Annotated in this window: 22 protein-coding genes; 10 read left to right on the forward strand and 12 right to left on the reverse strand. The window is 65.9% G+C overall.

Features of this window, described 5'->3' with window-relative positions; genetic code table 11:
- The 3 genes from DPQ64_RS08900 to DPQ64_RS08910 all read right to left on the reverse strand — a co-directional run.
- A partial coding sequence (locus DPQ64_RS08900; RefSeq protein ID WP_115864003.1) for a flippase activity-associated protein Agl23 occupies positions 1 to 695 on the reverse strand: 695 nt, incomplete at its 3' end.
- Positions 696 to 698: 3 nt separating this feature from the next.
- Entirely contained in the window at positions 699 to 1,331 is a 633-nt protein-coding gene (locus tag DPQ64_RS08905) for a hypothetical protein (protein ID WP_115864004.1), read from the reverse strand.
- Positions 1,332 to 1,731: 400 nt separating this feature from the next.
- Complete coding sequence (locus tag DPQ64_RS08910) at positions 1,732 to 2,541, reverse strand: DUF63 family protein (RefSeq protein ID WP_115864005.1); 810 nt, start codon at positions 2,539 to 2,541, stop codon at positions 1,732 to 1,734.
- 773 nt (positions 2,542 to 3,314) lie between these two features.
- Between DPQ64_RS08910 and DPQ64_RS08915 the strand changes: the two genes are divergently transcribed.
- A complete protein-coding gene (locus tag DPQ64_RS08915; RefSeq protein WP_115864006.1) occupies positions 3,315 to 4,232 on the forward strand; it encodes a hypothetical protein in 918 nt (305 codons plus the stop codon).
- A gap of 255 nt (positions 4,233 to 4,487) precedes the next feature.
- Here the strand turns inward: DPQ64_RS08915 and DPQ64_RS08920 are convergent, their stop codons facing one another.
- Together DPQ64_RS08920 and DPQ64_RS08925 are read right to left on the reverse strand one after the other, a co-directional pair.
- Positions 4,488 to 5,072 (reverse strand): DUF7553 family protein, encoded by a 585-nt coding sequence (locus DPQ64_RS08920; RefSeq protein WP_115864007.1) that lies wholly within the window; start codon positions 5,070 to 5,072, stop codon positions 4,488 to 4,490.
- Between the two features lie 122 nt (positions 5,073 to 5,194).
- Positions 5,195 to 5,620, reverse strand: coding sequence for an SPW repeat protein (locus DPQ64_RS08925; RefSeq protein ID WP_115864008.1), 426 nt, complete (start codon positions 5,618 to 5,620; stop codon positions 5,195 to 5,197).
- Between the two features lie 204 nt (positions 5,621 to 5,824).
- On the opposite strand from DPQ64_RS08925, the gene DPQ64_RS08930 reads away from it, so the two are divergent.
- The 4 genes from DPQ64_RS08930 (at position 5,825) to DPQ64_RS08945 (ending at position 12,561) form a co-directional block, all read left to right on the forward strand.
- Positions 5,825 to 8,749 carry an N-6 DNA methylase gene (locus DPQ64_RS08930; protein WP_115864009.1) on the forward strand — a complete coding sequence of 975 codons (2,925 nt, stop codon included), beginning with the start codon at positions 5,825 to 5,827 and terminating at the stop codon, positions 8,747 to 8,749.
- Between the two features lie 1,211 nt (positions 8,750 to 9,960).
- Entirely contained in the window at positions 9,961 to 10,311 is a 351-nt protein-coding gene (locus tag DPQ64_RS08935) for a hypothetical protein (RefSeq protein ID WP_115864010.1), read from the forward strand.
- Between the two features lie 106 nt (positions 10,312 to 10,417).
- Positions 10,418 to 11,014: an NUDIX hydrolase gene (locus tag DPQ64_RS08940; protein ID WP_115864011.1), complete on the forward strand. Its 597-nt coding sequence runs from the start codon at positions 10,418 to 10,420 to the stop codon at positions 11,012 to 11,014.
- A gap of 248 nt (positions 11,015 to 11,262) precedes the next feature.
- A complete protein-coding gene (locus DPQ64_RS08945; RefSeq protein WP_115864012.1) occupies positions 11,263 to 12,561 on the forward strand; it encodes a COG1470 family protein in 1,299 nt (432 codons plus the stop codon).
- A gap of 55 nt (positions 12,562 to 12,616) precedes the next feature.
- Here the strand turns inward: DPQ64_RS08945 and DPQ64_RS08950 are convergent, their stop codons facing one another.
- Entirely contained in the window at positions 12,617 to 13,090 is a 474-nt protein-coding gene (locus DPQ64_RS08950; RefSeq protein WP_157971646.1) for an FxLYD domain-containing protein, read from the reverse strand.
- 149 nt (positions 13,091 to 13,239) lie between these two features.
- Between DPQ64_RS08950 and tgtA the strand changes: the two genes are divergently transcribed.
- From tgtA to DPQ64_RS08970, 4 genes are all read left to right on the forward strand, one after another.
- A complete protein-coding gene (gene tgtA / locus DPQ64_RS08955) occupies positions 13,240 to 14,712 on the forward strand; it encodes a tRNA guanosine(15) transglycosylase TgtA (protein WP_115864014.1) in 1,473 nt (490 codons plus the stop codon).
- A gap of 119 nt (positions 14,713 to 14,831) precedes the next feature.
- Positions 14,832 to 17,663 carry a PQQ-binding-like beta-propeller repeat protein gene (locus DPQ64_RS08960; RefSeq protein ID WP_157971647.1) on the forward strand — a complete coding sequence of 944 codons (2,832 nt, stop codon included), beginning with the start codon at positions 14,832 to 14,834 and terminating at the stop codon, positions 17,661 to 17,663.
- A 72-nt stretch (positions 17,664 to 17,735) separates the two neighbouring features.
- Positions 17,736 to 19,532 carry an archaeosine synthase subunit alpha gene (arcS, locus tag DPQ64_RS08965; protein ID WP_115864016.1) on the forward strand — a complete coding sequence of 599 codons (1,797 nt, stop codon included), beginning with the start codon at positions 17,736 to 17,738 and terminating at the stop codon, positions 19,530 to 19,532.
- A gap of 240 nt (positions 19,533 to 19,772) precedes the next feature.
- Positions 19,773 to 20,645, forward strand: a complete 873-nt coding sequence (locus tag DPQ64_RS08970) for a GNAT family N-acetyltransferase (RefSeq protein ID WP_115864017.1) — start codon at positions 19,773 to 19,775, stop codon at positions 20,643 to 20,645.
- An 18-nt stretch (positions 20,646 to 20,663) separates the two neighbouring features.
- Here the strand turns inward: DPQ64_RS08970 and DPQ64_RS08975 are convergent, their stop codons facing one another.
- The 6 genes from DPQ64_RS08975 to tmk all read right to left on the reverse strand — a co-directional run bounded on the left by DPQ64_RS08975 (position 20,664) and on the right by tmk (position 25,692).
- On the reverse strand, positions 20,664 to 21,893 hold the full coding sequence (locus DPQ64_RS08975; protein ID WP_115864018.1) for a hypothetical protein: 1,230 nt from the start codon (positions 21,891 to 21,893) through the stop codon (positions 20,664 to 20,666).
- A gap of 1 nt (position 21,894) precedes the next feature.
- A complete protein-coding gene (locus DPQ64_RS08980) occupies positions 21,895 to 22,377 on the reverse strand; it encodes a MoaD/ThiS family protein (protein ID WP_115864019.1) in 483 nt (160 codons plus the stop codon).
- Positions 22,378 to 22,448: 71 nt separating this feature from the next.
- The gene (locus tag DPQ64_RS08985) at positions 22,449 to 23,249 is read right to left on the reverse strand and encodes an ABC transporter permease (protein ID WP_115864020.1); all 801 of its coding nucleotides are present in this window, start codon (positions 23,247 to 23,249) and stop codon (positions 22,449 to 22,451) included.
- Positions 23,246 to 24,382 carry an ABC transporter ATP-binding protein gene (locus tag DPQ64_RS08990; RefSeq protein WP_115864021.1) on the reverse strand — a complete coding sequence of 379 codons (1,137 nt, stop codon included), beginning with the start codon at positions 24,380 to 24,382 and terminating at the stop codon, positions 23,246 to 23,248. Before DPQ64_RS08990 ends, DPQ64_RS08985 begins: the two co-directional genes overlap by 4 nt.
- 73 nt (positions 24,383 to 24,455) lie before the next feature.
- Entirely contained in the window at positions 24,456 to 25,013 is a 558-nt protein-coding gene (locus DPQ64_RS08995) for a hypothetical protein (protein ID WP_115864022.1), read from the reverse strand.
- 31 nt (positions 25,014 to 25,044) lie between these two features.
- Positions 25,045 to 25,692 carry a dTMP kinase gene (gene tmk / locus DPQ64_RS09000; RefSeq protein ID WP_115864023.1) on the reverse strand — a complete coding sequence of 216 codons (648 nt, stop codon included), beginning with the start codon at positions 25,690 to 25,692 and terminating at the stop codon, positions 25,045 to 25,047.
- A gap of 362 nt (positions 25,693 to 26,054) precedes the next feature.
- Here tmk and DPQ64_RS09005 point away from each other — a divergent pair, with 362 nt between their 5' ends.
- Entirely contained in the window at positions 26,055 to 26,975 is a 921-nt protein-coding gene (locus DPQ64_RS09005) for a complex I NDUFA9 subunit family protein (RefSeq protein ID WP_115864024.1), read from the forward strand.
- The last annotated feature ends 18 nt before the right edge of the window (positions 26,976 to 26,993 follow it).

A 26,993-nucleotide genomic window follows, 5' to 3' on the forward strand; every position in this document is an offset into this window, starting at 1 on the left:
TGGCCGCCCGCACCGCTGGCAGTGTGTTGGCCGGCCCGCTGGCCGGCCTGCTGGACCAGCAGTCGCCGATCCCAGAGCAGGAGCGCGGCCCCGGCCCAGCAGACGGGGTAGACGAGCGCGTTCTCCTTGGTCGTCACCGCGAGTGCGAGGGCGGCCGTCCCGGCGTAGAGGAAGACGGATCGACGGTCGTCGTACGCCCGGACGAAGAACCCGACCGCCGCGAGCATCAGACCCGCGAGCAGCACGTCGTTGCGGTAGAACCGCGAGTAATAGAGTAAGAGCGGGTTCGCCGCGAGCAGCGCGGCCATCGCGACCGTCTCGGAGTCCCGGAGCCGACCGCGGAACAGCAGCGCGACGAGCGGGAGCAGGCCGCCAGCGAGCGCGACCAGCGACCGCATCGCGAGGTCAGACGTGCCGAAGAGGTCGAACAGGTGGCTGGCCGTCAGCGCGAGGAACGGGCCGTGGACCGCGGGCCGGTACCAGTAGACGCCCGACTCGGCGTAGCGGTACGCCCAGTAGGCGACCCGTGCCTCGTCCTGATGGGCGACCCGCGCGCCGAGGCCGTAGAACCGCGCCGCGAGCGCGAGCAGGGCGATGGCGGCCACGGCGACCCGGACTCGCGTCGCGCCGTCGGCCAGCGCCTCTCGGAGTTTCGCTGCCGGGTCGCCGGACGCGGAGAGGAACCTGTTCGGCATGCGTCAGCAGATGGTGTAGATAATCTGAAGGCTGCCGTCCTCCCGAACCGTGACGTAGGCGTTGCCGTAGCACTCGTTGGTGTGGAGCGGCGCGCAGTCCCGGCGCTCGGAGTCGGTGGTGGTCTCTTCCGAGTCGGTGGTGGTCTCTTCCGAGTCGGTAATCGTCTCTTTCGAGTCGGTGGTGGTCGTCCGAGAGCCGACGGTCGAGGTATCCGACTCGACAAGTTCCGCGCAGACCGTGAACGCCTCGACGCCGTCGGGGCTGGCCTTCTTCAGATTCCAGACCGAGATATCGACGCCCGCGTCGACGGTTTCGGTCGACTCGAACACCGTCTCGCCGGTCGCGTCGCGCTCGACTCGGATTCGGACCGCCTCCGCCGCGTCGGACTCGTTCTCCAGCGTGATTTCGTGGTCCGGGTTCGGCTGGTTCGAGGCGTGCTCGATCCAGTCGCCGGTCGTCGTCTCGCCGCCCGAATCCGTGGTCTCGCGCTCGCGGGACTCGGTGCGGGGGGTCTTGCCCGGGGCGGTCGTGGTCGTCCCGCCACCGCCCGGTCCGTCGCCGGAGTCGGTCAGACAGCCCGCGGTGAGGGCGACGCCCGTCGCGGCGAGCAGCGAGCGTCGCGTTACGTCGGTCATACCTCGGGGGTCGAGAGCCGACGGGATAAGCTTTCCAGAGAGTGAAAGAAGCGTTTGAGCCATCGAGTATCCGTCCGGGCGGTCGAATCACCGAGGACGATCCGTGGAATCGGGCGGAGCGACGGATCGGAAAAGCGACAGATATGGTGGGGTAGGACGGTCGCTACCCCGAAGTTCGGCGCAGTGTGTTGGGTGCCATACCAGCGCAGGTTGCTGGTTGTCGGTGGTGCAGTTCGGGTCGATGCAATTAGCCTCCTCCGGGAGGCCATCGAACACTGGGCGAGCAGTGATTGTGAATATTTCCCACACGGCAAATTTCGATACTTTCCGAAGATAATGATTCAGCTCTGAATTATATTCTGCGAAGCTCGGTAGAGTCTGTACGGGACTCAACTGAGGGTCAACCGGTGATCACGAACAGTAGCAGGTTGTGGGCGCCCGGGCCGAGCCCGACCGCCGCTACCGCACCGAGCAGGAGGTAGCCCTCGGTGGGCTCGTCGCGAACGAGGTCCGCGAACAGCACGACCACGACCTGCGCGATGACGAGCTTCACGAGCACGAACAGCCAGCCCACGCCGATGACCTCCGCGGTGGGGAGCGACGCCGCGAGGTCCATCACCGCCCGCGAGATGGGCGTGCGCTCGCCGAAGCCGAGCACGTCGACGCCGACCGCGGTCGAGACCGCGTCGAGCGCGTGGCCGAAGAGGGCGAGCGCGCCCGCACCGCCGGTCGCCGCGGCGACCGCGGGGGAGGTCAGTCGCGTTCCGAGCCAGAGCGCGGCCGCGAGCGCGACCGCGACGAGCAGGCCGACGGCGGGCCACAGCAGGCGGAGGCCACCCTCCCCGGCACCCCACGCGAGCGCGTAGGCGACCACGGCGAGCGCGAGCACCGTCCCGACCGCGACCAGCGGGCGCTCGGCGTCGACCTCCGCCCGGAGCGCCGCGAGCCAGACGATTCCGGCGACGACGAACGTGGTCAGGTACACCGCGGGTGTGCCGAGCAGCGGCGCGACCGACTCGGGGGCGACGCCGACGACGAACAGCACGTGGAGGCTCGACCCGACGACCACCCACGGCGCGAGCGCGAGGACGGTCCGGTCGGAGACGTAGGGGCTGGCCCGGTAGAGCGCGCCGACGACCGCCGCGACCGCGACGAGCAGGCCGACGAGGTAGGGGACCGGCGGGAGCGCGAACCCCTCTGGAAGCACCATGGCCGAATTCGCGGAGCGCTCGCCCGAAAGGTTTGCGATACGCGAAACGTGTGAATACTCACTGTTGGCGGCTCCCGGTGACTCTTCCATCCGAAGCGCGCTCGTGGATCATCTGACCCGGCGCGCCCGTGACCTTTCCAGCCCGGCGCGCCCGTGACCTTTCCAGCCCGGCGCACCCGTGACCCATCCGACCCGGCGCGTGCTGGCGCGACCTCGTGTCGCGCCCAAGCGCGCGAGGGACGAGCATGGCGAGGCCCAGTGCGCCTCGCGTGCCGTGCGGGCGACTCGTGGGTCGCCCGCAGCCATCGCAGGCCGGAGGCCGAGAAGCGCAGGAGGCTGGGGAGGGTCGAGGCTGCGGTGCGGTCGTGGTGCGGTTGTTGTGCGGTCGCGGTCACGCCTAGGCTCAAGCAGTAGCTAGCTCGATGCACCCGCAGAAATTCTCAGATGTAAAAAACAAAACGACTCGAAAGCCCTCGGCGCGCTCTCAGATACCACGACAGCAAACGGAGTTTCGAAAGCCCTCGGCGCGCTCGCGGTCGCTCAGCGGGATATTCTCGCTCGCTACGCTCGCTCGAATAGTGCCCGCTGAGGCGACCAAGCGATGCGCGAGCGCGCCTCGCCCTTTCAGTCCGCCAGGAGATCCGCTGTTCGACTGGCCGAAACCGGAGGTCGATTGGTCCGTCTCGAAGGACCGGAGACTCCCAAAATCGAGACCCCACGGATTCAGCCCGCGCCACAGAAAGCACTTACAACCCCGTACGAAAGTCGGGTGTATGCGACGCCGCCAGCTCCTCGCCCTCTCCGGGTCCCTCCTCGCCGGTAGCGCCGGATGCCTCTCCGCGTCCGCGCCCGAGGCGACCGATCCCGAATCGACCGATACGACCAGCACGGAATCGCACAGGACCACGGAAAGGTCGACCACCGCCGAGACGACCAGCACCGAGACGACTTCGACCGTCGAGTACGCCGACCTCGCCGTGGAACTCGACGCGCTCCAGCCGGGGCTGGTGACGATGAACACGCCGGACTCCATCGGGGTCTCGGGACGCGACCAGCGCTACCTGCTGGTCGACGTCTCGACCGGGGAAGGCGGAGAAGCGCCGGCCCGCGACGAGTTCGCGTTCGAGTTCGACGGAGCAACCCACCGACCCGAGCCGATGGACGAACCGTGGCGCGTCTGGCGGTTCTACGACGACGAGGACGCGCTGTACGACCGCGGCTCCGGCGGGCTGCTCGTGTTCGAGTTCCCGGAGGCCGAGAAGGGCGACTTCGATTCGGTCCCAGAGTTCCCCCTGACGTGGCCCGGCGGGGAGTGGCAGCCCGACGAGACGCTCCGGCGGCGACTCTCTGCGCCGGAGCCGCCGCTATCGGTGTCGCTCGACGTGCCAGAGACGCTCGCGACCCACGAGTCGCCCACCGTCTCAGTGACCGTCGAGAACGAGGGCGACCTCCCCGGTCGGTTCGTCGCGGGGCTGAACCGCATCGGCCCGCGGGTCGCCTACGCGCCGGTCGCGCGCGTCTCGATGCTCGTGCCCGCCGGAGAGTCCGAGACGTGGGAGTTCACCGACGACTCGCTGATGGCGGGCGACTACTCCGACGAGCGAATCGGCGACGACGAGAGCGACATGACCTACCACCTCGACTGGGCCGACGGTGACGTTCGGAAGGGCATCCGGTACGTCGAGGTCTGAGAACTTACGGCCCGGCCCTAGGTAGTGTCAGATAGAGCGGTGGATCTGGCAAGATATCCTCGAAAGCCCTCGGTCGTTCGGCTCCCGCGGCTCGCTGCGCGCTTCGCTCCCTTCGGTCGCTGCAGTGCTTGAGTCGCCGGGGTTCGCCGAACAACCTCGCCCTTTCAGTCCACCAGGATGGTCGGCTGATTCACCGAGCGAAGCTGGGAACTAGTCACGCATATCTGAACACCACCCGATTCCGCACCCCGACACTTACGGCCCGGCCTCGCGCACCGCCACCGCGTACCGTTCCGCGTCGCTCGGCACGTCCACGTCGAGTTCGATCTGGCCCTGCTCGCCGGCCGGGAGCTCGAACGTCGGGCCGCGGACCGACTCGACCTCGTCGCCGTCGCGGTCGTAGAACCCCACGACCGGGACGATCTCGCTGTCCTCGCCGGCGTTCGCGACGGTGGCGGTGATGGTGGCCTCGCCGACCGGGAGGAGACCTTCGTCGTCAGTCGTCTCTGCGTGGCGGACGCCCGAGTCCACGACCGCGAAGTCCTCGCCGGACTGCTCGACCGACTCCCGGTAGATGTGGATGCGGTTGCGCGCCGACCCGATGGCCCGGGCGGCGTCCTCGTCGTCGCGCTCGATCAGTTGCTGTTCGACCCGGAGGAGCTGGTTGTCGATCTCGTCGACGACGCCCTCCGGGTCCGCGCCGGAGTCGCGCTCCTGGAAGTCGTCGAAGCGGTCCAGCACCGTCTCTATCTCCGCGGCGAGGTCGTCGTCCTCGTCGGTCGCCTCCAGCGCGCGGTACAGGTCGTCCCGAACGTCGAGAATCGGCGGAATGGAAGCCACGGGTATCCCTCGCGTGGAGTACCGCGCGCTGTCGGAAGTGCTCTCGGGCCGTCCGCTGTGGACACCCCTGACTCCTGAAAGCGACTGCTGTCGTCGCGAACGGCTGCGAAAAACGAGTGGGTCTAACGCGGTTCGGCTTCGGCGGTCCGGGTCCGGCGCTCGGTCGAGCGGGCCTGATACGCGTTGTACCCCGCGAGCACTGCGACGACCGCCCCGGAGATCACGTCGCTCCAGAACGCGCCGTCGGTGAACACCTCGAAGATGAACGGCGCGACGACCATCCAGAGCCCGAGCAGGGCGACCAGCGACGCCGCCCCGGTGTTGATTTCCTCGTAGTCGTCGGTCCGCAGGGCGTTGTACCCTGCGATGATGCCGATGGCCGACCCGACGATGACGTCGTTCCAGAAGTTCGCCGCGGGCGGCGAGTAGAGGAACGCGGAGATGAGTATCCACGCTCCGACGAGCGCGACCGCCGCCGAGATGTACCCCCCGATGGTGCCGTCGCTGTCGCGGTCGCTCCGCGTCGTCGTTGTCGTATTTTCGCTCATTGGTTTTCCCCCATCTAGAGTTCGTGTTCACGGGCATAAGTCGACTGGCTACCACCGGTAGCGATCACTGCTACCATCTGCTCGTCACCAAACGCAGGTCTTCTTGCGTTTGTACTCGCGTGGAGGAGCCGGGCTCAATCGGTCCCGAACGAACATAGAACCATATCCGCTGGAACTTTATACAATAGATTAAAAGATTTAAATATGGGTAACAAACCGAGTGAGCAAAAATTCCATAGTCTCCTCTACTCGGCGCTTTACAGATATGTTGAGAATACCGATACAAAGTTTTCTGACGTTACTATCGAGAAGGATGTCAAGGGCCGACGGGCGGACATCCATCTCGCAAGTAATCTCACTGGCAGTCTCGTCATCGAGGTCAAGCGAGATGACATTTCCCCGTACGACAAGGACGTGATAAAGCAGGCTCGTGACTACACACGAGACATCGGTGCTGACTTCTTCGCTACCTGCAACAGTAACGACTTTTACCTCTTCAACTACAGCGGTGAGATCGAACTACAGAACGTCCCATACAACTACGCAAATCTTCGACCAATCTCCCTTTCGGACCCGGAACTCGACGGGTTTGTTCCGCAACTCCTTGCTAGCATCGACCATCTCTACCAACGCGGCAAACTCCCCGAACAGGAAAAGAAAGAACAAGTTGTCGGGCTACTCCGAACGTTCCACTCGACGATCTGGCCGGCGTACAAAGAACTTGCACAGCAGAAATACGGAAGCAATGAGAAATTCATCAACCTTCTCGACGATTGGGTTCGAGAAAACGATTTCACCGACCTCACGACTGACGAACAGTTAGATACCGCAGCGAAGCAGTACGCCTACTTATTGACGAATAAAATCCTGTTCTACGAAGTCGTCCGGGAACAAACACCCTCCCCAATCGAGCCAAGCGACGGGGATAAACTCCAATCGCTCGTCGGTGTCTCCAGTCTCGATTTCCTCGACGAGCATATCCGTCGACGATTCGAAGAAATCATCGAGAAAATCGACTACGAACCTATCTTCCGGAACAGTGACTTGTTCGAGCAGTTCCCTCACAACAAGAAAACCTTGCAAAACATTCAGTCGCTCGCAGAAAACATCGAACAACGCAAAATATCCGGAATCGACGAAGACCTACTAGGTGACGTATTCGAAGAACTCATTCCGGAAAGCGAACGGAAGAAACTCGGCCAATATTACACTCCACCGACGATAGCTGATGCCGTCTCGAAATGGGTGCTCGACGCGCCAGCAGAAAACGGACTTCCTGAAATCCTCGATCCTGCATCCGGTAGTGGGACATTCCCCGTCGAAGTCTACACCGAACTGAAGCACGAGTATCCAACTGCCTCACATCAAGATATTCTCGACGCCATCACCACTATCGACATCAACAAATTCCCGCTACATCTTACCGCACTCAATCTAGCGAGTCAAAACATCGAAGAGGAGATCGATACACTGCACGCCTATCATGCTTCGTTCTTCGATATCGAACCGGACTCGACGATGCTGTTATCCGCACGGCTCGATAACCGCGACGCGGGGGAGGTCGGATATTTCGACGGTGTCGTCGGGAACCCTCCGTACATCCGGAACCGCGACATCCCAGATAAAGACGCCTTCAGAGCACACCTCTCACGATTGGGACCGGAAAACCAGTCACCGTACCTCGACGGGTCGAAGAAACTCAGTAAGAAAAGCGATGCGTACGTGTACTTCGTTACGCACGCTACACAGTTCCTCAGAGATGGGGGTCGGCTCGGGTTCGTCATCCCACCGAAGTGGATGAGTGTCCGGTACGGAATGGATTTCCAACAGTTCCTGTTCGATCACTACCGTATCCACGCAGTCGTCGAGTTCGCAGAACGAGCCTTCGAAGATGCGTTTGTCGATACATGCCTCCTCCTCATCGAACGGTGTGAAGACGAGGACGTGCGGCGAGAGACGACCACGCAGTTCGTCCGCGTACAAGATGAGATGGAACCGGGTGACCTGTACGACACCGTGACTTACGGCGTGACACTCGAACAAGAACCGATCGATATCCGGACTCGGCCGAACTACCGGTCCGTCGGAGTCCGGCAAGCGTATCTGGAGGATACCGGCCCGAAGAAGATTGGATACTACCTCAACGCACCGCTTACACTCATCAACCTAATCGAGCGCGATGCTTTCGTCCCCGTCAGCGAATTCGTCGATGTGTCGTACGGACAGAAGACTGGCGCGAATCGATGGTTCCTACTCGATCAAGATGAAGCACACCAACGGGGTATCGAAGACCGATTCTTGAGTCCGGTAGTTAAAAGCATCAAAGGGATGGACTCGGAAGTATTCGACTCCGAGGATGCTGATACGTACCTCATCGACGTGCACGACTACGTTGAGGAAGTCAAGCGAGAAACCGGCGAGTTCGGTGAAGATACACGGTTGGAAGACGATGTCAAGAACGCGTTGAAACGTGACGGGTACACTGGGTTGCTGCAATACATCGGCGAAGGTGAAAACAACGGTGAGCACGAAGGAAGCACGTGTGCATCCCGGCCGGTGTGGTTCGATCTCGGCGAACAAACTCCACCGGAGCTCTTCCATCCGCGGTTCTTCAAGTGGCGGCTATTCACTGTCGTGAACCGCGCTGAAGCGCTGACCACGGACGCTGTACAGTGCGTCCAAGTGAACCCCGAGTACGACTCGAAAGTCGTGACCGGGGTGATGAACTCTAGTCTTTACGCTGCGGTCGTCGAGTGCTGGGGACGCGTTGAAGGGAACGGTGTCTTGCAACTGATGACGTACGAAACGAAGAGTATTCCGGTGCCTGACATCCGGGAATTCGATGATGAAGCGTGCGATGCTATCCGTGACGCAACAGACGCATTATTGGCTGGTGAAGACGGTGCGGGGAAGCAACTTAACGAAGCTGTGCTTGATGCAGTCGGGGTCGACGAGATCACACCAGACGAACTCGAAGAAATGCGCCAGATAATGACGCATCAACGGTTAGAGGGTGAGTTCGAATCAGAGGTACTGCTTCGGGATCTTGACGCTGCAACGGAATGGTCCGCGGAGTATTTCGGTGGAGAAAATGCGGGCGGGGTCAGCACGTTGGACGACTTCTCGTAACCCTATAACTGCGCCCGGTAATACGCTGGATTATAATCGTGCTACAGTGACGCGATGTAACTGGGGCTGGGACGTGTCGAGTGGGCCAGAGCAATTCTCGGAGCGGAGTTATCGTGACTCCGAATCAAACGTGGTCAGTATCGTACTCTCTGGTGGAAACTTCCCTGCACCGGGCCTAGCGATTTTGATGCGGTCGCTTGGACAGATTCTGTCGTTAGCAACTACCGTGAGTAGTCGGTGAGGCCAACGGTGGTGCTGGAGGGCGTGAATCAGCGTTCCCTGTGAAATGATTCGATCTGGTCCCTGAGTTGTCAGAGGACCTGCCAGCTGGCGCTCTGTTTGTCGGGGTTGTACCTGAATAGTTATACCCGGGCGACATAGCGTTTTGATATCGCAGTATCGGGTTTACGTACTGCGTTCGGGGGGTAGACCGCGATCGTGTGGATCGGGCGAAAGCGACGGCCGAACGCTGTCGCACCCCGCATCGGTCCAACCCAGTGCTCCTTCACTGTGCTCAACGTGGAATGCTCTCCTCGCGGACGCGAACGGCACCTCGGAATGAGACTCCCATCGTGAACGCTGCCGGTCGCCGAGTGCAGAGAGCGGGAGTGGGGCCTACACTCGTGCGACCGGACGGACGTCCGGCCGCGCCGACCCTCGCCTAACTCGGAAACGGGACGATTCGACAGGGCGTCGCGGTCAACTCGCTCCCGCAAACGGACGGGGAGTCCGCTTCACTCCGACGACTCACCCTCGCGACCGGATAGAGCTTCGGCGTGGCCGAGCGGTGTACTGCTCACCAGACGACGAGGGCGGACCGGTCGGGTGCAGACGCTGTGGGGCACGGTGGCTGGCGCAGTGAAATATCGAGATTCGCGCGTTCGCGCGCCCCGGCCCCCCCGAGTCGAACCACCGACCGAGTCGAATCGACCTCGAATCGCGTGCTGACTGATAGCCCGCCCGTTTCGATGGCGCGACACAGGTAGGGTGAAATCGCGCTTCCTGCCGACGAGTCGAGTGCGTGTGATGAGACGGCCTGCAGGGGTCGAATAGCGGCTGACAAATCCAATCCCGCTATATTGACTCTGGCCGGCGGTCGAATAGCGCGCTTTTCGCGGCGGCGTAGCTCGCGACGAGCCCGGACAGCCCCGGCTTATCCATGAGATAGCGTCGCATACTTTTGGTGGCGGACGCCGTCTCGGTACGCAACGATGTCGGGAATGTTCGGCAGGACCGCGATGGCGGCCGCGTGGCTCGCGGGCGGCGGCGTCCTCGCGGCGCTCGGCCTGTGGTACTGGGCCGACTCGCCCGAAGGCGGGCAGTTCGTCCGCTTCGGGATCGTCTGGGGGCTGTTCGGCGTCGCACAGCTCGCGATGGTGACCGGCTGGTACCCCTCGTGGGCCGACCGGCGGGTCGAGGGCTGGTCGCGGGTTCGGACGGGCTTGCTGGGGGCGGGCGTCGCACTGCTGTTGCTCGGGTTCGTGTTGAGCGGGCCGTTCCTGCTCGGGTTCGGCGCGGGCGGTCTCCTACTGGTCGCGATCACCGTCCTCGCCGACCGATGAGCCTACTCGCAGATCGGTGAGTCGGTCGAACTCCCGGTCCTGAGCACCACGAGCACGCACCCGCGAACCGAAGTCCCTTTTCGGGACTCGACTCGAAACCACAAGCATGACCGACGAGAACGGTCCCGAACGGACCACTGGCGAGCGGACCGCGGCCGAACGCGACCCCCTCGCGTGGGAGTTGCTCGACAGCGAGGTCGCGTACTCCTGTCCCGGATTCGACGTGCGCCGCGAACAGGTCCGCCTGCCGGACGGTACCGAGACCGACTTCGACTACCTCGCGGAGCCGCCGAGCGTGGTCGTCCTGCCGTTCACGCCCGACGGCGAGGTCGTCGTCATCGAGGAGTGGCGGCAGGCCGTCGGGCGGGTCAACCGGAGCCTCCCGGCCGGCGGGATGGAGGACGAAGACGGAGATCGCGCCGCCGCGGCCCACCGGGAACTCCGGGAGGAAACCGGCTACGAGGCCGACAGCGTCGAGTTCCTGACCAGCGTCGAGCCAGCGAACGGCGTGGCGAACGCGGTCCTGCACTACTTCGTCGCCCGCGGGTGTACCCCGACCGCCGAACAGGAGTTGGATTTCAACGAGTCGATCCGGGTCGAGACGACGACGATGGACGACCTCCGCGAGTACGTGGCCTCGCGGGAAGTCCGGGACGGCCGGACGACGCTCGGGGTGCTCTACTACGAGGCGTTCGGCGACTGAAATTTCGGGGGCCCGTTCGGCCGCCGAAATAAAATATTCCGGACGTATCCGGCCTCAGAACGATTTCTTCAGGCAATTAACGCGAGAAAACATAACCCATTAAACATTTATGCGGGAGGTGACTGGATTGGAGTAGGCAGCTCCGCCGCGGACCTGCCCTCCGCATTCGGAGTGGTTGCCCTCCACACCCGGAGAAACCGCCCTCCACGTTCGGGAGCAGTCCGCGAGCGCGAGTTGCGACAACAACCATGAAACTACGAGTAGTAGCCCTTATCGTACTGGTCGTCGGTGCGCTGCCGGCCGTGGCCGCCCAAGCGCCGCCGGCCGCCGACTCGACCGCCCTAAACGACCGAGACGTATCGTCGGTCCAGGACAGCGCCGCGAACGAAACCAACACGAGCGACGCTGACGCGAACTCGTCGGACGAGTCCGAATCCTCGGACTACACCAAGCTCTACGTCGAGAGCGAGTACGACCACCCGGATCTCAAGCCGGGCGAGTCCACCGAGTTCACCGTCACGGTGACCAACCGCGAGGACTCCGCGGTCGACCTCGACCCGCACGTCCACGTGCCCCCGGTCGGCGAGAACCTCATCGAGAAGTCGTGGGTCACCATCGAGGGTGACTCGACCGTGGCAGCCGGCGAGGAGACGGAGTTCACCGTCAGCGTCTCCGTCCCCGACGACGCGGAGATCGGCCACTACCGCGGACAGGTCGCGTTCACCGACGAGACGGTGACCTACCCCGGTCGGCCCGAGCGCCCGGTCCACGCCGCGGGCGTGAACGTCCGCGTCTGGCAGGAGCCGACGGTCGAGATCATCTCGTCCACCTACCTCCGCGGACAGGTCGAAGCCGGCGACACCACGACCAAGCAGATCGTGGTCGAGAACACCGGCGACGAGGCCGCCCCGCTGAGCCCGAAGCTCCAGAGCGAGCGCAACGTGCGCTACGGCGGCAGTTCCTCGACCATCGACGCCTCGTGGGTCGACATCGAGGCTCCGTCGAGTATCGCGCCCGGTGAAACCGCGACCGTCTCCGTCACGGTGTCGCCGCCCGAGAGCGCCGACAGCATGCGCTACCGCGGCGAACTCGACCTCGGCCTGAAAGACCCGAACCGCGACGACGACCGCAACCACTGGCAGCGCGTCAGCATGAATTTCGAGGTCTGGAACCAGCCCGAGCAGGCGTTCGAGTCCTCCTTCTCGGTGAGCGAGGACGCCGAGAACGTCACGCTCACGCTCTCGCCGCGAGCGGGCTACGGCAGTTCGAGTTCGGACCGCGCGAGCTTCGACGTGACCTTCGTCACGCCCGACGGTGAAACCGTCACCGCCGAGCGCGTGCAGGTGACCGACCGCGGGTCGGTCGACCTGAGCAGTTCGACGCGCGGCAGCGCCCAGCAGCAGGGCGAGTACTCGGTCCGGAACGGCGGCCAGCAGTTCGTCTACCGGATCGACGACCCCGACGCCGGCAACTGGGACCTCCGCGTGATGCCCGAGAACGTCATCGGATTCAGCTACGAGATCACCCGGAACGAAAGCGCGGAGTAACCGCCCGCAGAATCATTTTTTCGAGCAGAGTCACTCTATCGACGAGTTCGACCGATCAGTCCTCGATCTCGACCGCGAGCGAGTAGTCCGCGACCGCGCGGGCGTCCTCGCCGGTACCGGGGTAGACGAGTTCGAACGACCACGTCTGACCGGGCGAGAGGTCCGACGCGTCCGCGCTCGCCCGGTCTAGCACCGCGCCGTCGCTCCCCTCGAACGTCGCGGTCACCGTCGCCGCCGCGACCGTCTCGTCGGTGGGGTTGCGAACCGATCCGGTCACGGTTGCGAGTTCGCTTGCCGACCCCTCCTCGGAGCGAACCAGTTCGTGGTCCGTCAGTTCGAGAGGTGGCTCTTCGGTGGTGGTCTCGGGCGTCGTCTCGGCAGTCGTCGCTCCAGAGGTGGTCGTCTGGGAGTTCGTCACTGTCCCGGAGTCGGTCGTGGTCTCGGAGTCTGTCCCGTCGTCGCCGAGGCGACCGCCACAACCGGCGAGGGCGGTCGCGCCGACGGCGCAGAGGAGGGCACGGCGTCGCATGGTCGCGGGGTCGAACGCCCCGGGCATAAGCATTCCTCGTTCGACCGGCGATGTTCCCGTTCGACCGGCGGCGTTCCCGTTCGACCGGCAGCGTCCCCTGCGACCGGCGAACGGAACCCTTACCCACCTCGTCGGGCTACTCCGGGGCAATGAGAGAACAGTTCGAGATCCGCGACCAGGACGCGCTCGGTCGCATCGGGGAACTGGACGTGCCCCGGGCGGGCGTGACCGTCGAGACGCCCGCGCTCATGCCGGTGGTCAACCCCCACGTCCGGACCGTCGAGCCGTCCCGCATGCGTTCGGAGTTCGGCGCGGAGATCCTCATCACCAACTCCTACATCTTCTACGGCAGCGACGAGTACCGCGACGCCGCCCTCGAGAAGGGCCTCCACGACGTGCTCGACTTCGACGGGGCGATCATGACCGACTCCGGATCGTTCCAGTTGGCGGAGTACGGCGAGATCGACGTGACAACGCCCGAGATTCTGGAATTTCAGCGCGACGTCGGCAGCGACATTGGCACCCCGGTCGACATCCCGACCCCGCCGGACGTCGACCGCGAGCGCGCCGCGGACGAACTTACCACCACGCAGGAGCGCCTCGAAGTCGCCGAGGGCGTCGACACCGGCGAGATGCTGGTGAACGCGCCCGTGCAGGGTTCGACGTATCCCGACCTCCGCAAGGAGGCCGCCCGCCACGCCAACGCCACCGGCCTCGACGTGTTCCCCGTCGGCGCGGTCGTCCCGCTGCTGAACGATTACCGGTACGCCGACGCGGTCGACGTGGTCGCGGGAGCGAAGCGCGGACTCGGTCGGGACGCGCCGGTCCACCTGTTCGGCGCGGGCCACCCGATGATGTTCGCCCTTGCGGTCGCGATGGGCTGTGACCTGTTCGACTCGGCCGCGTACGCGCTGTACGCCCGCGACGACCGCTACCTCACCGTCCGGGGCACCGAACAGCTCGACGACCTCGACTACTTCCCCTGCTCGTGTCCCATCTGTGCCGACTACACCCCGGCCGAACTCCGCAAACTGGGCGACCGCGAGCGCGAGGAACTGCTCGCCGAGCACAACCTCCACGTCACGTCCCGCGAGATACGGACCATCAAGCAGGCGCTCCGGGCCGGCAACCTGCTCGAACTCGTCGAGACGCGGGCCCGCGCCCACCCCGCGATGCTCGACGGCTATCGCGCGCTCGTCGACCACGGCGACCTGCTCGAAACCGAGGATCCGACCTCGAAGGGCGCGTTCTTCTACCTCTCGGGCGAGAGCGCCCGCAGGCCCGAAGTCGTGCGCCACCACGCTCGCCTCGACCGGCTCGAACTCGCCCCCGCCGACGAGGTCCTGCTCACCGAAGGCGGGCCGAGCGATCGCTACGACGAGTCGTGGCGGGTCGTGGCTCCGTTCGGTCCGTTTCCCCGCGACCTCTCGGAGAGCTACCCCCTGACCGCGGAGGTGCCCGAGCGCATGGACGGCAAGGGGTACCGGTCGGCCGCCGAGGGGGTCGCCCGACTCGTGGACGCGAATCCCGAGACAGAGTTCGCGCTGGCCCACCACGGCTGGCCCGCGAGCGCGCTGAAGCAGGTTCCCGAGTGCGTGGACACCGTCGATTTAGCAGAATAGCCTTTGCCCCGATATTGAATTGAAATATTAATTTACTTGTCCCTATATCCGTCTATCATTTAGTTTCCTGATGTCAAAGCGAATGTTTATAAACTCCGTTACAACACGTTTGCGACAGAATGTCCGAGTTAGGATTGTCGCGGCGCGACGCACTCTCGTTGCTCTCGGCAGGTGCCGCAGGAACGCTCGCGGGATGTTCAGAGAGCGGAGATGGGGACGATGGGACACCACCGAAGGTTACCCACCTCTGGCTCCGCGTCGTCGAGACCGACGGCGAGAACGCCACCGGCGAGCAGTCAGAAACCAGTGAGGAGTCTGACTCCGGCGACGGAGTCGAGAAGCGGGCAGCGGCGCGACTCAGTTCGGGCAGTAGTGCGGACATCTCCGAGACCGCCGTCGAGGCCATAATCGAGGGGCCGGGGGCGGAAGCAGTCGAGACGGACGACGTGACACTCGACTTCCTCGTCGACGAGTTCGACTTTCCATCGGACTTCGAGAGCAAGTACGGCATCGGTCAACCGCCCGAGACCGATTACAGCGAGAGCAAGTTCTGTCGGGCGGCGGACCTCGGCGCTCCGGGCCCCGGTGACTTCGTCCGACTCGGCGAGGACGCCATCCGCGACCTCCACGAGTACGCCGAGCAGAACCCCGACAGCAGGAACGGGAACTATCGCCAGCAACTCCCGTCGCCGATTCGCGCCGACACCGCGGACCGCGACGACCTCCTCGGCGCACGACTTCCGAACTTCGCCACGCGGCGCGACCGCGAAACCCAGACCACCTACGTGCTTTCCAGTTTCGGCGTGGCCGAGCAGGCGATACCCGACGCCGGAACGACCGTCGTCGTCCAGTTGCCGGACGGGTCGCGACGCCACTATCAGGTAACCGGGCAGAATGGTTTCCCCGAGATAACCCACTATCACTCGCCGAAACTTGCGGAGATCCAGGCTATCGAGCGATTCAAGCGCGACAGCGCCGCCCGACTCGTCCACCTGTTCAGTATGTCGTGGACGAACGTCGAGGAGGAACGTGCGAAGGTTCTCACGCTGGTCAGCATGGAGACGGCGGCACTGGTTCTGGACCTCACCTCGCTCGTCTACACCGGCGGAATGATGGCGTTCGTGGACGGGTTCGGCGTCGCCTTCGCGAGCGCCTGTGGCTTCTCGAAGGTGTTCCGCGAACTCGAACAGCTCTCGGTCCCGCGGAACACCGCGGTGGACTTCGTGAGGATCGCGGTCGGGGGCAACGACCACGTCGATCGGAACAGCCTCTACGGCTTCCTCGCGCGCTCGAACAGCGTCCTCTCGGTGCCCGACCCGTCCGAACAGCCACTCGGCGAGCGCAGCGACTCGCTCACCGCGATGACGGCCCACATCCAGACCCAGAAGAGCTACGCGGACAGCATCGAGGGAAAAACTCACACACCCACCTCGGAGAGGCTATCGGTCGTATTCAACGACCCTCAGAAAACGCAGTACTACCGAGACCTCCGTGACTTCTGCCGGTTCACGATGGACGCGTACGTGGGTCTCTGCAAGCGACAACTCGACCTGATAGGCGAGATCGTCGAACAGGGGAACGAGTTCGCCGCGGTCGAGGAAGTGCCGAGTCCCGACTACTTCGAACTGACGGTCGCCGAACCGGCGTGGAAGAATCTGCTCGAACTCGCCCACTCGGGAGACGATTCGTTCCCCGTCGCCGACCTGACGGTGACCGTCGAAACCACAAGTGGCGAGGTCGTCACGAGCGTGGGCGTGGAGACGGTGACGTCGAGCGCGACGATTTCGGCAGCCGAGCCGGCCACGATTCCGATCTCCGAACTCGGCGAGGAGATTCCGGACGACGCGACCGTCTTCGTGGACTGGACCGCTCTCGCCGGAGAGTCCGTGGCACTCGCGAGTAGTGGCATCCCGGACGGCGTGACTCACGAGTGGGAACGGGACCTCGGAACGCCCGAGTCGCTCCGAACCGAACCGGCGGCCGACGCGCTACTCGCAACCGCCGAAGACGGGAGAATCAGCGTGCTCAGTACCAACGATGGGTCCGTCGCGGGCGAAACCGGCGTCGGCCAGTCGAATCTCACTATCGAGACCACGGCCGACGGGTTCTACGTCGGCCAGGAGGGGGGTATCGTCCGCTTCGACTGGGAGGCCACTCCGCAGTGGCGAACGAGTACAAACATTTCGAGCGATAGCCGCCCCGAACTCCGAGTCGATGGTGCCAACCTCTACGCCGCAGTCGGGTTGGACGACGGCCAGATAGCCAGCATTCAGCAGTTCGACGCCGAGTCGGGCACCGAGCAGTGGTATTACAGGGTCGGCGACTCCTCCATCTACGCCTCGTACGGCGGAGCCACGACCCCGTTCGTCGAGTCGGGGACAGTCTACGCGGGCCTCAACGACACGTGGCACGGGAGCGGTATCTACGCGCTGGACGCCGACGGCGTCGACTGGCAGCACTCGACGTCGGGACTGATCGATAGCATGGTGCGCCACGAGGACACCCTCGTCGCCGCGGTTCGGACCGAAGAGAACTCGTTTTCCGACGACGAGTACGGCCTGTTCGCGGTCGGACTCGACGGCACGGAGCGGTGGTCGCTCTCGCTCGACAGGGAGGTCACGCGACCGATACGCTCGCACGGTACGCAGATGTACGTCCTCACCGAGACAGTTCTGCGCTCGTTCGCGATTCAGGGCGTCGAGAACTGGCGGTACGAACTGTCCACCCCCGCCGAGTCCGTCGTCGGTCCGGTCGTCGTGGCCGAGGCGGTTGCTGTCGCCGGAGCGACCGAAGACGGTGGTCACGCCGTGACGTTCGTTCGGGACGGCGAGTCGGTCGGCGAAATCGCGATCGGTGAGCCGGTTTCGGGGCTGGCAAGCGCCGGCGAGCGCGTCTACGTCTGGACCGACTCCGGAACGGTTCACGCGTTCACACCGGCGTTGGACGAGTAACGTCTCCGTCCCTCACTCGCGGTCCTGCCGGACAAGGTAAGATAGTTCACCCTCGGTCCCCGACGGGGATACATGACCGACTACTTCGAGATTCACCACCGCGACGGCCCGGCTCGGATCGCCGAGTTGCGGCTCTCCGAGTCGGTGACCACGCCAGCGGTCGCGTCGGCGGCCGCCGACGCTGGCGACGCCGACGCGACCGTCCCGCTCGCCGATTCGGGGAGCCTCTGGACCGCAGACCGCGAGGTTCCCGACGAGGGACTGGACGGAACCGAGAGCGAACTGACGATCCTCCCGCATCGCGGGTTCCCGAGCGGAACCGACGAGGAAGTGATGGACTCCTTCGCGGTCGAGTACCCCGACGTGGAATATCCGAGCGCGGCCGTGGTCTCGCCCGAGACGGCCGACGACCACGGCACCGACGCCTACGTCCTCTCGGGCGCGCAGGGGTTCGTCGGCCACGGCGCAGGCTTCGTGGACGCCATCCTCCAGACGAGGGAGGCGATTCCGGCCGACAGCGCGCTCTACATGCCGGGTGTCGCGACGCCCGCGAACGTCGCGGTGCTCGTCTACGCTGGCGTGGACCTCGTCGACACCGACCGGGCAGTCGTCGCGGGGACCCAGGGCAGATACCTGACGAGCGAGGGGACTCACTACCTCGACGACCTCTCGGAACTGCCCTGCGCGTGTCCCGCGTGCCGGAAGCCCCTCTCGGAGTTCACTCGCGAGGACTGCGCCGCGCACAACGAGAACCGCCTGCGGGCGGAGCTTGGCGTCGTCCGCGAGCGCGTCCGCGCGGGACGGCTCCGCGACTACGTCGAGGGGCAGGCCCGCCACGAGCAGTGGCTTACCGCGGCCTTCCGGGAGTTCGACCAGCAGTGGGGATACCTCGAACAGCGGACGCCGGTCATCCGGGACACCGAACTCGCCGCGGCGACCGAGGACAGCCTGCGCCGGGTCGAGATACAGCGGTTCGCCGACAGAGTGACGACTCGGTACACGAACCGGTTCGACAACCCGCTCGTGCTGGTGCCCTGCTCGGCGAAGAAGCCCTACAGCGAGTCCCAGAGCCACGGCCAGTTCCACGACGCGATCCAGTTCCGGGGCCACACCGTCTCGATGACCTCGCCCATCGGCGTTGTTCCACAGGAGCTCGAACTGACGTATCCCGCCCAGCACTACGACGCGGTGGTGACCGGCCGCTGGTCCGAAGACGAGAAGGAGTTCGTGGCCTCGGTCCTGCGGCGGTATCTGGAGCGCAACGACTACCCCCGCGTGATCGCGCACGTCCCGCCGGAAGGGTACCGCGAGGTGTGCGAGCGCGTCGAAGCCCAACTCGGGATGGAGTTCGAGTACACCGTCGAGGACCACCCCACCACGACCGAGTCGCTGGGCAACCTGATGCGGACCCTCGACGGCGAACTCAAGTACGGCAAGCGCGAGCGCCAGCACAACACGGTCCGAGCTATCGCCGACTACCAGTTGGGTGACGGAGCCGGAGACGACCTCTTCGAGGACGTACAGACCGAGAGCCGGTATCCCAAACTCCGAGTCCGGGACAGCGACGACGAGCAACTCGCCGCGATGGTGCCCCAGTACGGCGTGCTATCTTTCACTCTCGCCGGAGCGCGCCGGTGGGTCGAGAGCGACGCACCGACCAAGCGGGTCGAGATCGACAGTTTCGCGCCCCACGGGAGCGTGCTCGCGCCGGGCGTCGTGGACGCCGACGACGACGTGCGAGTCGGCGACGAGGTGGTCATCGAAGGGCCGAAAGCGTTCGCGGTCGGCCGTGCGGAGATGTCCGGCCCGGAGATGGCCGAGAGCACGCGCGGCGTCGCGGCGTCGGTCCGCCACGTCGAGGAGAAGTAGCAGGCTCGCCCGAGGTTTCAACTCCAAAGGCGGGACGAAACCGGGGACCGGTCTCCCTGTTCACGTTCGACGGGACGCTCGCCACGTTCTCCGATACCGTCGGCGTGCCCGTGCTTCCGTATTCGACACCACTGCGGGACGATTCCGCACGCCGATGACTCGCGAACGGACCCTATCCGCCGCATACTCACGCGTACTCGGTGAATAATTTTGATGACTCGCGACGTATCCCCAGCCGACATGGGCACGCCGCACCTGGAGTTCGAGAGCGACGTGGCGGGGCGGATCTACCGCTACGTCGAGCGCCACGGGGCCGCCACGCGCGAGGAGGTCCGCGACGCGGTCCGGGTCGCCGAAAGCGCCGGAGCCAAACCGCCGCGGTCGGGCACCGAGCCCGCGGCCCGGCTCTCGGTCCCGGAGTTCGACGAGTACGTCGCGGAACTGCTCGATAGTGGGTCCATGGTCGAGCGCGACGGTCGACTCTACGTCGACCCCGGCGCCGAGGACGAAATCCACGAAGCGGAGTCGTTCGAGTACGTGGTCAGGTCCGCCGACGAAGACGACCGCGAGGCGGTCGCCGACCGCATCCGCGAGGTGGCCGCCGAGGGGGCCATCGTGGTGGACGAGCGCGTGGCCGACGCCGTCGGACACGGTCCGACGAGCAATCGGACGTGGTCCGATGACGCCATCGAACGCGAGAGCGCGCTGATCCGGCACAACGAGCGCGAGTCGCGGATGTTCTTCGTCGCGGAAACGACCGCCGACGAGGCCGACGGAGCCGACGAGGTGGACGACTCCGGCGAGATAATCGGCTGGGTCCACGTCCACGGCTTCGAACTCCCGGCCCGGAGCCACACCGCCGAACTCACCGTGGGAGTCGCCCGGAAGTACCGCGAGCAGGGGGTCGGCGGCACCCTGCTCGAACGCGGGATGGCGTGGGCCGACGAGGAAGAGTGCATCAAGGTGTACCAGAGCCTCCCGGCGACCAACGAGGAGGCGCTCGAACTGCTCGACGAGCACGGCTGGGAGCGCGAGGCGACTCGCGCCGACCACTACGAGGTGGAAGGCGAACTCGTCGACGAGGTCCAACTCGCGAAGCGACTGGACGAGTAGCTCGCCGACCAGCGTTGATTATCCGCGTTCGCGGAACACGCCGAGGACGAGCCACGCGAACGCGACTGCGCCGGCCAGCGCGCTCGCGCGCCCGGCGAGCGTCGCCGTCGCCAGCCCCGCCAGCGCACCGCCGAGTTCCGCGAGCAGGCCGAGGCCCATCAGCGCGACCGAGGCGAGGGCCGTTCTGTCCGACGCGCCGGGGAAGGTGCCGACCGTCGGCGGGTAGAACTGGTAGGTCGCGCCGACGATGGTGAGGCCCAGAAATCCGAGCACGTTGAGCCGGAAGTGGGCCTCGATCAACGCGGCGGTGACGCCGCCCCACGCGAAGTGAAGCCCCACGAGTACACCGAGAACCCCGGCCGCGGTCCCCGCGAGGACCGCGTAGAAGCCGGCCCGGCGGCGCTCGGACCGGGCGAACAGGGCGGCGTACGCCAGCGCGAAGCCGATCACGGCGGTCGCCTGCAGGATGGCACCCGCGCGGAACCACCAGCCGCGGTAGAGCCCCCACGCGAGAACCGCGGGACCGACGGCTCCCGCGGGCAGGACGACCGCGACCAGCGGAACTGGCGGCGAAGCGACCAGAAACCGAGGGAAGAGTCTGAAGCCGACCGCGAAGACGAGGAGTGCGGCGGTGCCGGCGGCCAGCAGGTGGGCGGTCCTGGCGAACGCCACCGCCGGAATGTCGAGGCCGAGGAGACCCGCGTAGGGCGTCAGCGTGGCGAGCGAGCCGACCAGCAGGTAGGCGAACACGACCGGGACGAAGGCGTTGGCGAAGCGGTCGACTCGCCGACGGTGAGCGTTCGCCCCGCCCGTCCCCGTCTCCCCGCCCGTGAGATTGCCCCGAAGCGTCCACCCGAGCGCGCCGACGAACACCGCGACGCCCGCCACCCAGCAGAGCGCGCCGAGCAGACCGACGATTGCCGGGACGCCCGAGAGGGGTTCGGCAGCGAGCCCGACCACACCGACCGCGGTCAGCGGGAGGTGGACCGCGGGGGCGCGCTCGACCGAGAGCGACCGGTCGAAGTACGAGGGGACCAGCGAGTACGCCTTGCCGAAGACGGTGTGGAGGACGAAGCCGTACACCGCGAGCGCGACCTGCGACTGTCGGGGAACCGAGACGGTCCCGGCGGAGAGGCTGTCCACCTGCGAGAGTATCGCGAGGAACGCCGCGGTCTGCCACGCCACGAGGAAGATCGCGCTCGCGGCGACGAACCGACGCGCCCATCTCGTTACGACGCCCGCGCCCATATCAGCAACAGAAGATGAACGGGTACATAAGTGCCACGCGGTCGCCGTCGGCGAGGCGGGTGTCGAGGCCGTCGAGGTGCTCGTTGAACGTGCCGTTGACTGCGACGCGGGCGTAGGTCCGGGTCTGCTCGCCCTCGGGGTTCTTCTCCCACTTGCCCGGCAGGTCCTCCGGCGCGTCGGCCCACCCGCTCGTGGTCGCTTCCGCCTCGGTCTCGGCGATAAGGAGGTCCTTCACGTCGAATTGGGCGAAGAAGGCGTCGAGGAGCGCCCGGAGCGTGGTGCCCTCGAAGGTGAACTCCATGCTGGGCTCGCCGACCGCGGTCCGGACGTGGCCGGTGCAGCGCACCTCGACGGTCGTCTCGGTCGAGCTCGCGGACTCCTCCTCTCTCGCAGGATACTTCGCCTGCTCGCCAGCCCCTTGGCTGCGCTCGCCAACCCCGTCGCCAGTCGACCGCTCGGCGGTCCCCGTGGCTTCCGTCTCCATGGTCGAAGGTAGGCGTCCCGTCCGGGAATAGTACGGGCCGAACAAGTTCGGTCGAAGAGCTGCGCTCGCCGTCAGTAGTCACCTAGCACGCCGAGTTTGCGTGCGCGCCGGGTCGTCAGCCCGAAGACGGCGTAGCCGACGCCGAGGTAGAGGGCCGCCGTTCCGACGAGGATAGCCAGCGCCGCGGGCTCGAACTCCCAGAGGCGGACGCCCTCCGTCATCGCCTCCTGGAGCATCGCGCTCCCCTGGGCCAGCGGGAGGAACTTCGCCCACCAGAGGTCGAACACCGGAGCCGAGATGAGGCCGATGAACGCGAACTGGAGCAGGTTGACCACGTTGCCGATGCGCTTGTACAGCACGCCGAGGCCGCCCATCGCCAGGCCGAGGCCGAGCGCGGACGCGATTGCCAGCGAGGCCACCGGAACGACCGTGAGGAAGTTGAGGTCGAGGCTGGTTCCGGTCATCAGCAGCATCAGCGCGAGCACGACCGACGAGGTCAGGAACGTCCGGAACACGATGGCGAGTCCCTTGGCGAGGATCACCGGCCCGAAGCCGAACGGCGTCGTGTAGTGGCGTTCGAGCGTGCCCCAACTCGCCTCCGAGCGAACGTCGTTGGTGATACCCGAGTACGCGCCGATGGAGAGCGTCCAGAGGAAGTAGCCGACGATGAGCCCCTCGATGGTGTCGGAGATGGCCTGGCCGGCGACCAGCGTCCCGCCGTAGAACATCAGTCCGAAGAAGAACACGCCCATGAACAGCCCGAGCGCGGCGTTGACGGGGTACCGGACCCAGACGAGCAGGTCACGGTACACCACCGCCTTCAGCAGGGTATAGTACTTGCGGGCCCGGCGCTGACGCGTCGCGGTGGTCATCGGCTCTCACCACCCTGTAGCTCGGGGCCGGCTTCGGCGACCCGTCCGCCGCCCGCTGCCGTCATCTCCACGAACGCCTCGGCCAGATCCGGCTGGACGGTGTCGACGCCGTCGAGTTCGACGCCGTGGCGCTCCAGCGCGTCGGTCAGGCGGTAGAACGCCGCGGTGTCTGCGGCCACCTCGAAGCGGGTGCGACCGCCGGTTCGGTCGACCGCGCTCAGGTCGAAGCGCTCGTGAAGGTCGGCGAGCGCCGCCTCGTCGAGGTTCCGCGCGGTGATGCGGTAGCCCTGCGTCTCGAAGCCCGCGAGCAGGTTCTCGACCGTGTCGTCGGCGACGATGCGCCCCTCGCTCATGATGACGACGCGGTCGCACACGTCCTCGACAACCTCCATGTCGTGGCTGGAGATGACCAGCGTCAGGCCCCGCTCCTCGGCCAGCCGGACGAGTTCGCGCCGGAGTGTCAGCGAACTCTCCACGTCGAGGCCGAGCGTCGGCTCGTCGAGGAACGCGACCGAGACGCTCCCGGCCAGCACGCTCGCCAGCGACACCTTCTGCTTCATCCCGCGCGAGAGGTCCCGGACCGCGGTGTCGGCCTTCTCGGCGAGGTCGAGCGCGTCGAGCAGTTCGTCATGGCGGTCGGCGAGCGCGTCGGGGTCCTGCCCGCGGACGGCCGCGAAGTACCGCAGGTTCTCCCGGACGGTGAGCCGCCAGTAGTCGTTGCGGGCACCCTCCAGCATCGCGTCGACGTGCTCGTAGGCCTGCCGGGGGCGGTCGTACACGTCGATGCCGCGAACGTTCACCTCGCCCTCGTCGGGGAGTATCAGCCCGAGGATCGACTTGATGGTGGTCGTCTTCCCGGCACCGTTTGGGCCGAGCAGCCCGATGACCTCGCCGGGCGCGACCGAGAAGGAGATGTCGTCGACCGCGGTCACGGCGTCCTCACCGCTCCCGAACGTCTTCGACAGCCCCTGGACGGAGAGGGCGGCTTCGTCGAAGTCCTCCGATGCGGACTTGGTCGTCGCTGTGGAGTTGGCCGGAGTCGGAGTCGTGGAGTCCGTCGCGCCCGTGGCGGGAGAATCGCCGTCCCCCGCGGACTCGCGGTCGCTCTCGGCGTCCTGCGTTTCGTCGAGCATGTCGGTCTCGTTGTGCCCTCTACTCGCCGAGCGCCCATGACCCTGTTGCTGGGCTCCTCCCGAACGATACGGACTACTGGGAGAGAAGGAGGCGCGCCAGCACGAGCGCGGTCAGCGTCGGCGCGAGCGACAGCACGCCAATCCCGCCGAGGATGGCGAACAGTTCCCACGCGTACAGCAGGCCCGGCCCGCCGACCAGCACCACCGAGACCAGGATTCCGACCGCGCCTCGCGCCCACGCGAGCGTCTCCGGGCCCGCCAACGCGACCACGAATGCGTCGAGCGCGTCCGCGAGGACCACCGCGAGTAGGACCCGCGACGCCTCGATGCGCACGGGCTTGCTGACCTTTTCCGGCGGGTCGGGAATCGGAAAGACGAGCCGGATGCGCTCGGGGAGTCGCATCTCCGGGAGCGTGATGGGCGGCAGCGAGAAGCCGAGATCGGTGGTGTCGGGGCCGTCAGTCTCGCGGCCGTGACTGCGCGGCGCGCCCGGGCGCTCGGGACGCGTCCCGGCTGCGCGCCCGCCGACACCCTCCGTCTCGCCGTGTTGGCGACCGCGAGCGCCCGAGCGCTCGCGGTCGCCAACACGGCCAGCACCCTCGTCCACCCGGCCAGCGTCCTCGTCGGCCATGCGTCCGGGTACGCCGCCGGGGGCAAAAGAGCTACTCCTCGGGGCCGTCCTGACCGTTCTTCGCGTCTGCCTCGTCCGCGCCGTCCGCGGTGTCGTGCTCGTCGAGCAGGCGCTCGAACACGTCCACCGCCGAGTCGATGACTTCCTCGGGCGAACGCGTGGCGTCGATGCGGACGAACCGCTCGGGCTCGGCGTCGGCGAGCCGCTCGTAGTTCTCGCGCACGCGGCTCAGGAACGCCGTCTGCTCGAACTTGTTCGTCGCGCCGCTCCGGGCCGCGCCCGTCTCGGGGTCCACGTCGAAGTACAGCGTGACGTCTGGCGGGCGAGTCCACGGCTGGTGGACGCCCCGGATGTACTCCAGCGGGCGCTTGAGATGCTCCTCGATGCTGACCGCCTGATAGGCGTACCGGGAGTCCGAGTAGCGGTCCGAGACGACGACCTTCCCCTCGGCGAGCGCGGGCCGGACCGTCTCCGAGAGGTGGGCCGCGTGGTCGGCGGTGTAGAGGAACAGCTCGGCGATGGGGTCGGCGTCGTCGTCTTCGACCGAGCGGTCGACCGCCTCGCCGTACCACGTGTCGGTGGGCTCGCGGGTGTAGACGTGATCGGGGAACTCCTCGCGGAGCACCTCCCAGACCGTCGTCTTGCCGCTCCCGTCGAGACCCTCCAGAGTCACGAGCATACTCCGAGGTGGTTCCGGCTCGGTATAAAGCGCTGTGGGTCGCGCCTAGCAGAATTAAATTAGTCAGATTGATCTCGTCGCTCGGGAGATCACTACTGAGAAAACGACGGCATAGAGGATTACAGCCCGGATACTCCGTTTTCGAAAGCCCTCGGCGGGCTCGCGGTCGCTCAGCGACATATCGGCGCTCTCCGCACCGCCCGCGCCGATAGTGGTCGCTGAGACGACTGAAGTGAACGCGACCCGCCTCGCCCTTTCAGTCCACCAGGGCGGTGGCTTTCCGGCCATCCGGAACCGGGCGGTTCACCGAATCTCAGGTCCGCAGCAGTAGCTTTACCTTCCGTGGATACCTATCATGAGGTATGAACGTACTCGTCGCGGGCGGAACTGGTTTCGTTGGCACGCACCTCGTGGACGAACTCGACGGCGACGGCCACGACGTGACCGTCCTCGCGCGGGACCCGACAGACGCCGACCTTCCCGAAGGCGTCGAGACTGCTCGCGGTGACGTGACCGCCTACGACTCCATCGAGGGCGCGCTGGCGGGCCAGGACGCCGTCATCAACCTCGTGTCGCTCTCGCCGCTGTTCAAGCCCTCGGGCGGGAAATCCCACACCGAGGTCCACCTCGGCGGGACCCAGAACCTCGTGAACGCGGCCGAGGCCAACGACGTGCGGAAGTTCGTCCAGATGAGCGCGCTCGGCGCGGACGCGACCGGTCCGACCGAGTACCTGCGGTCGAAAGGACAGGCCGAACAGGTGGTCGCGGACTCGGAGTTGGCCCACACCATCTTCCGGCCCTCCGTTATATTCGGCGACGGCGGCGAGTTCGTCTCGTTCACGAAGCTCCTCACGACGCCGTACGTCACGGCGCTGCCCGGCGGCGGACGCACGCCGTTCCAGCCAATCTGGGTCGAGGAGCTCGCCCCGATGCTCGCGGCGTGCGTCGAGGCCGAACGAGACGGTGAAACCTACGAGATCGGCGGTCCCGAGGTGCTGGCCCTCGCTGACGTGACGCGGCTCGCCTACCGCGCGGAGGGCAAGTCGGTGAAGATTCTGCCCGTTCCGATGGCGCTCGCCCGCCTCGGACTGGCGTTTGCCGCCCCGGTGCCGTTCGTCCCCTTCGGGAGCGATCAGTACCGGTCGCTCAAAGTCTCGAACACCGTCGCGGACAACGACGTTTCGGCCTTCGGAGTCGACGAGTCCGCCCTGACCACGCTCGCGGAGTACCTCGGCATCCCGGCGGCCACGGATCCCGCCGCGACCGGCAAGACGAGCGTCTGACGCGGGCGCAGTTACCGT

Source organism: Halorussus litoreus, assembly GCF_003382685.1.
Classification (GTDB): domain Archaea; phylum Halobacteriota; class Halobacteria; order Halobacteriales; family Haladaptataceae; genus Halorussus; species Halorussus litoreus.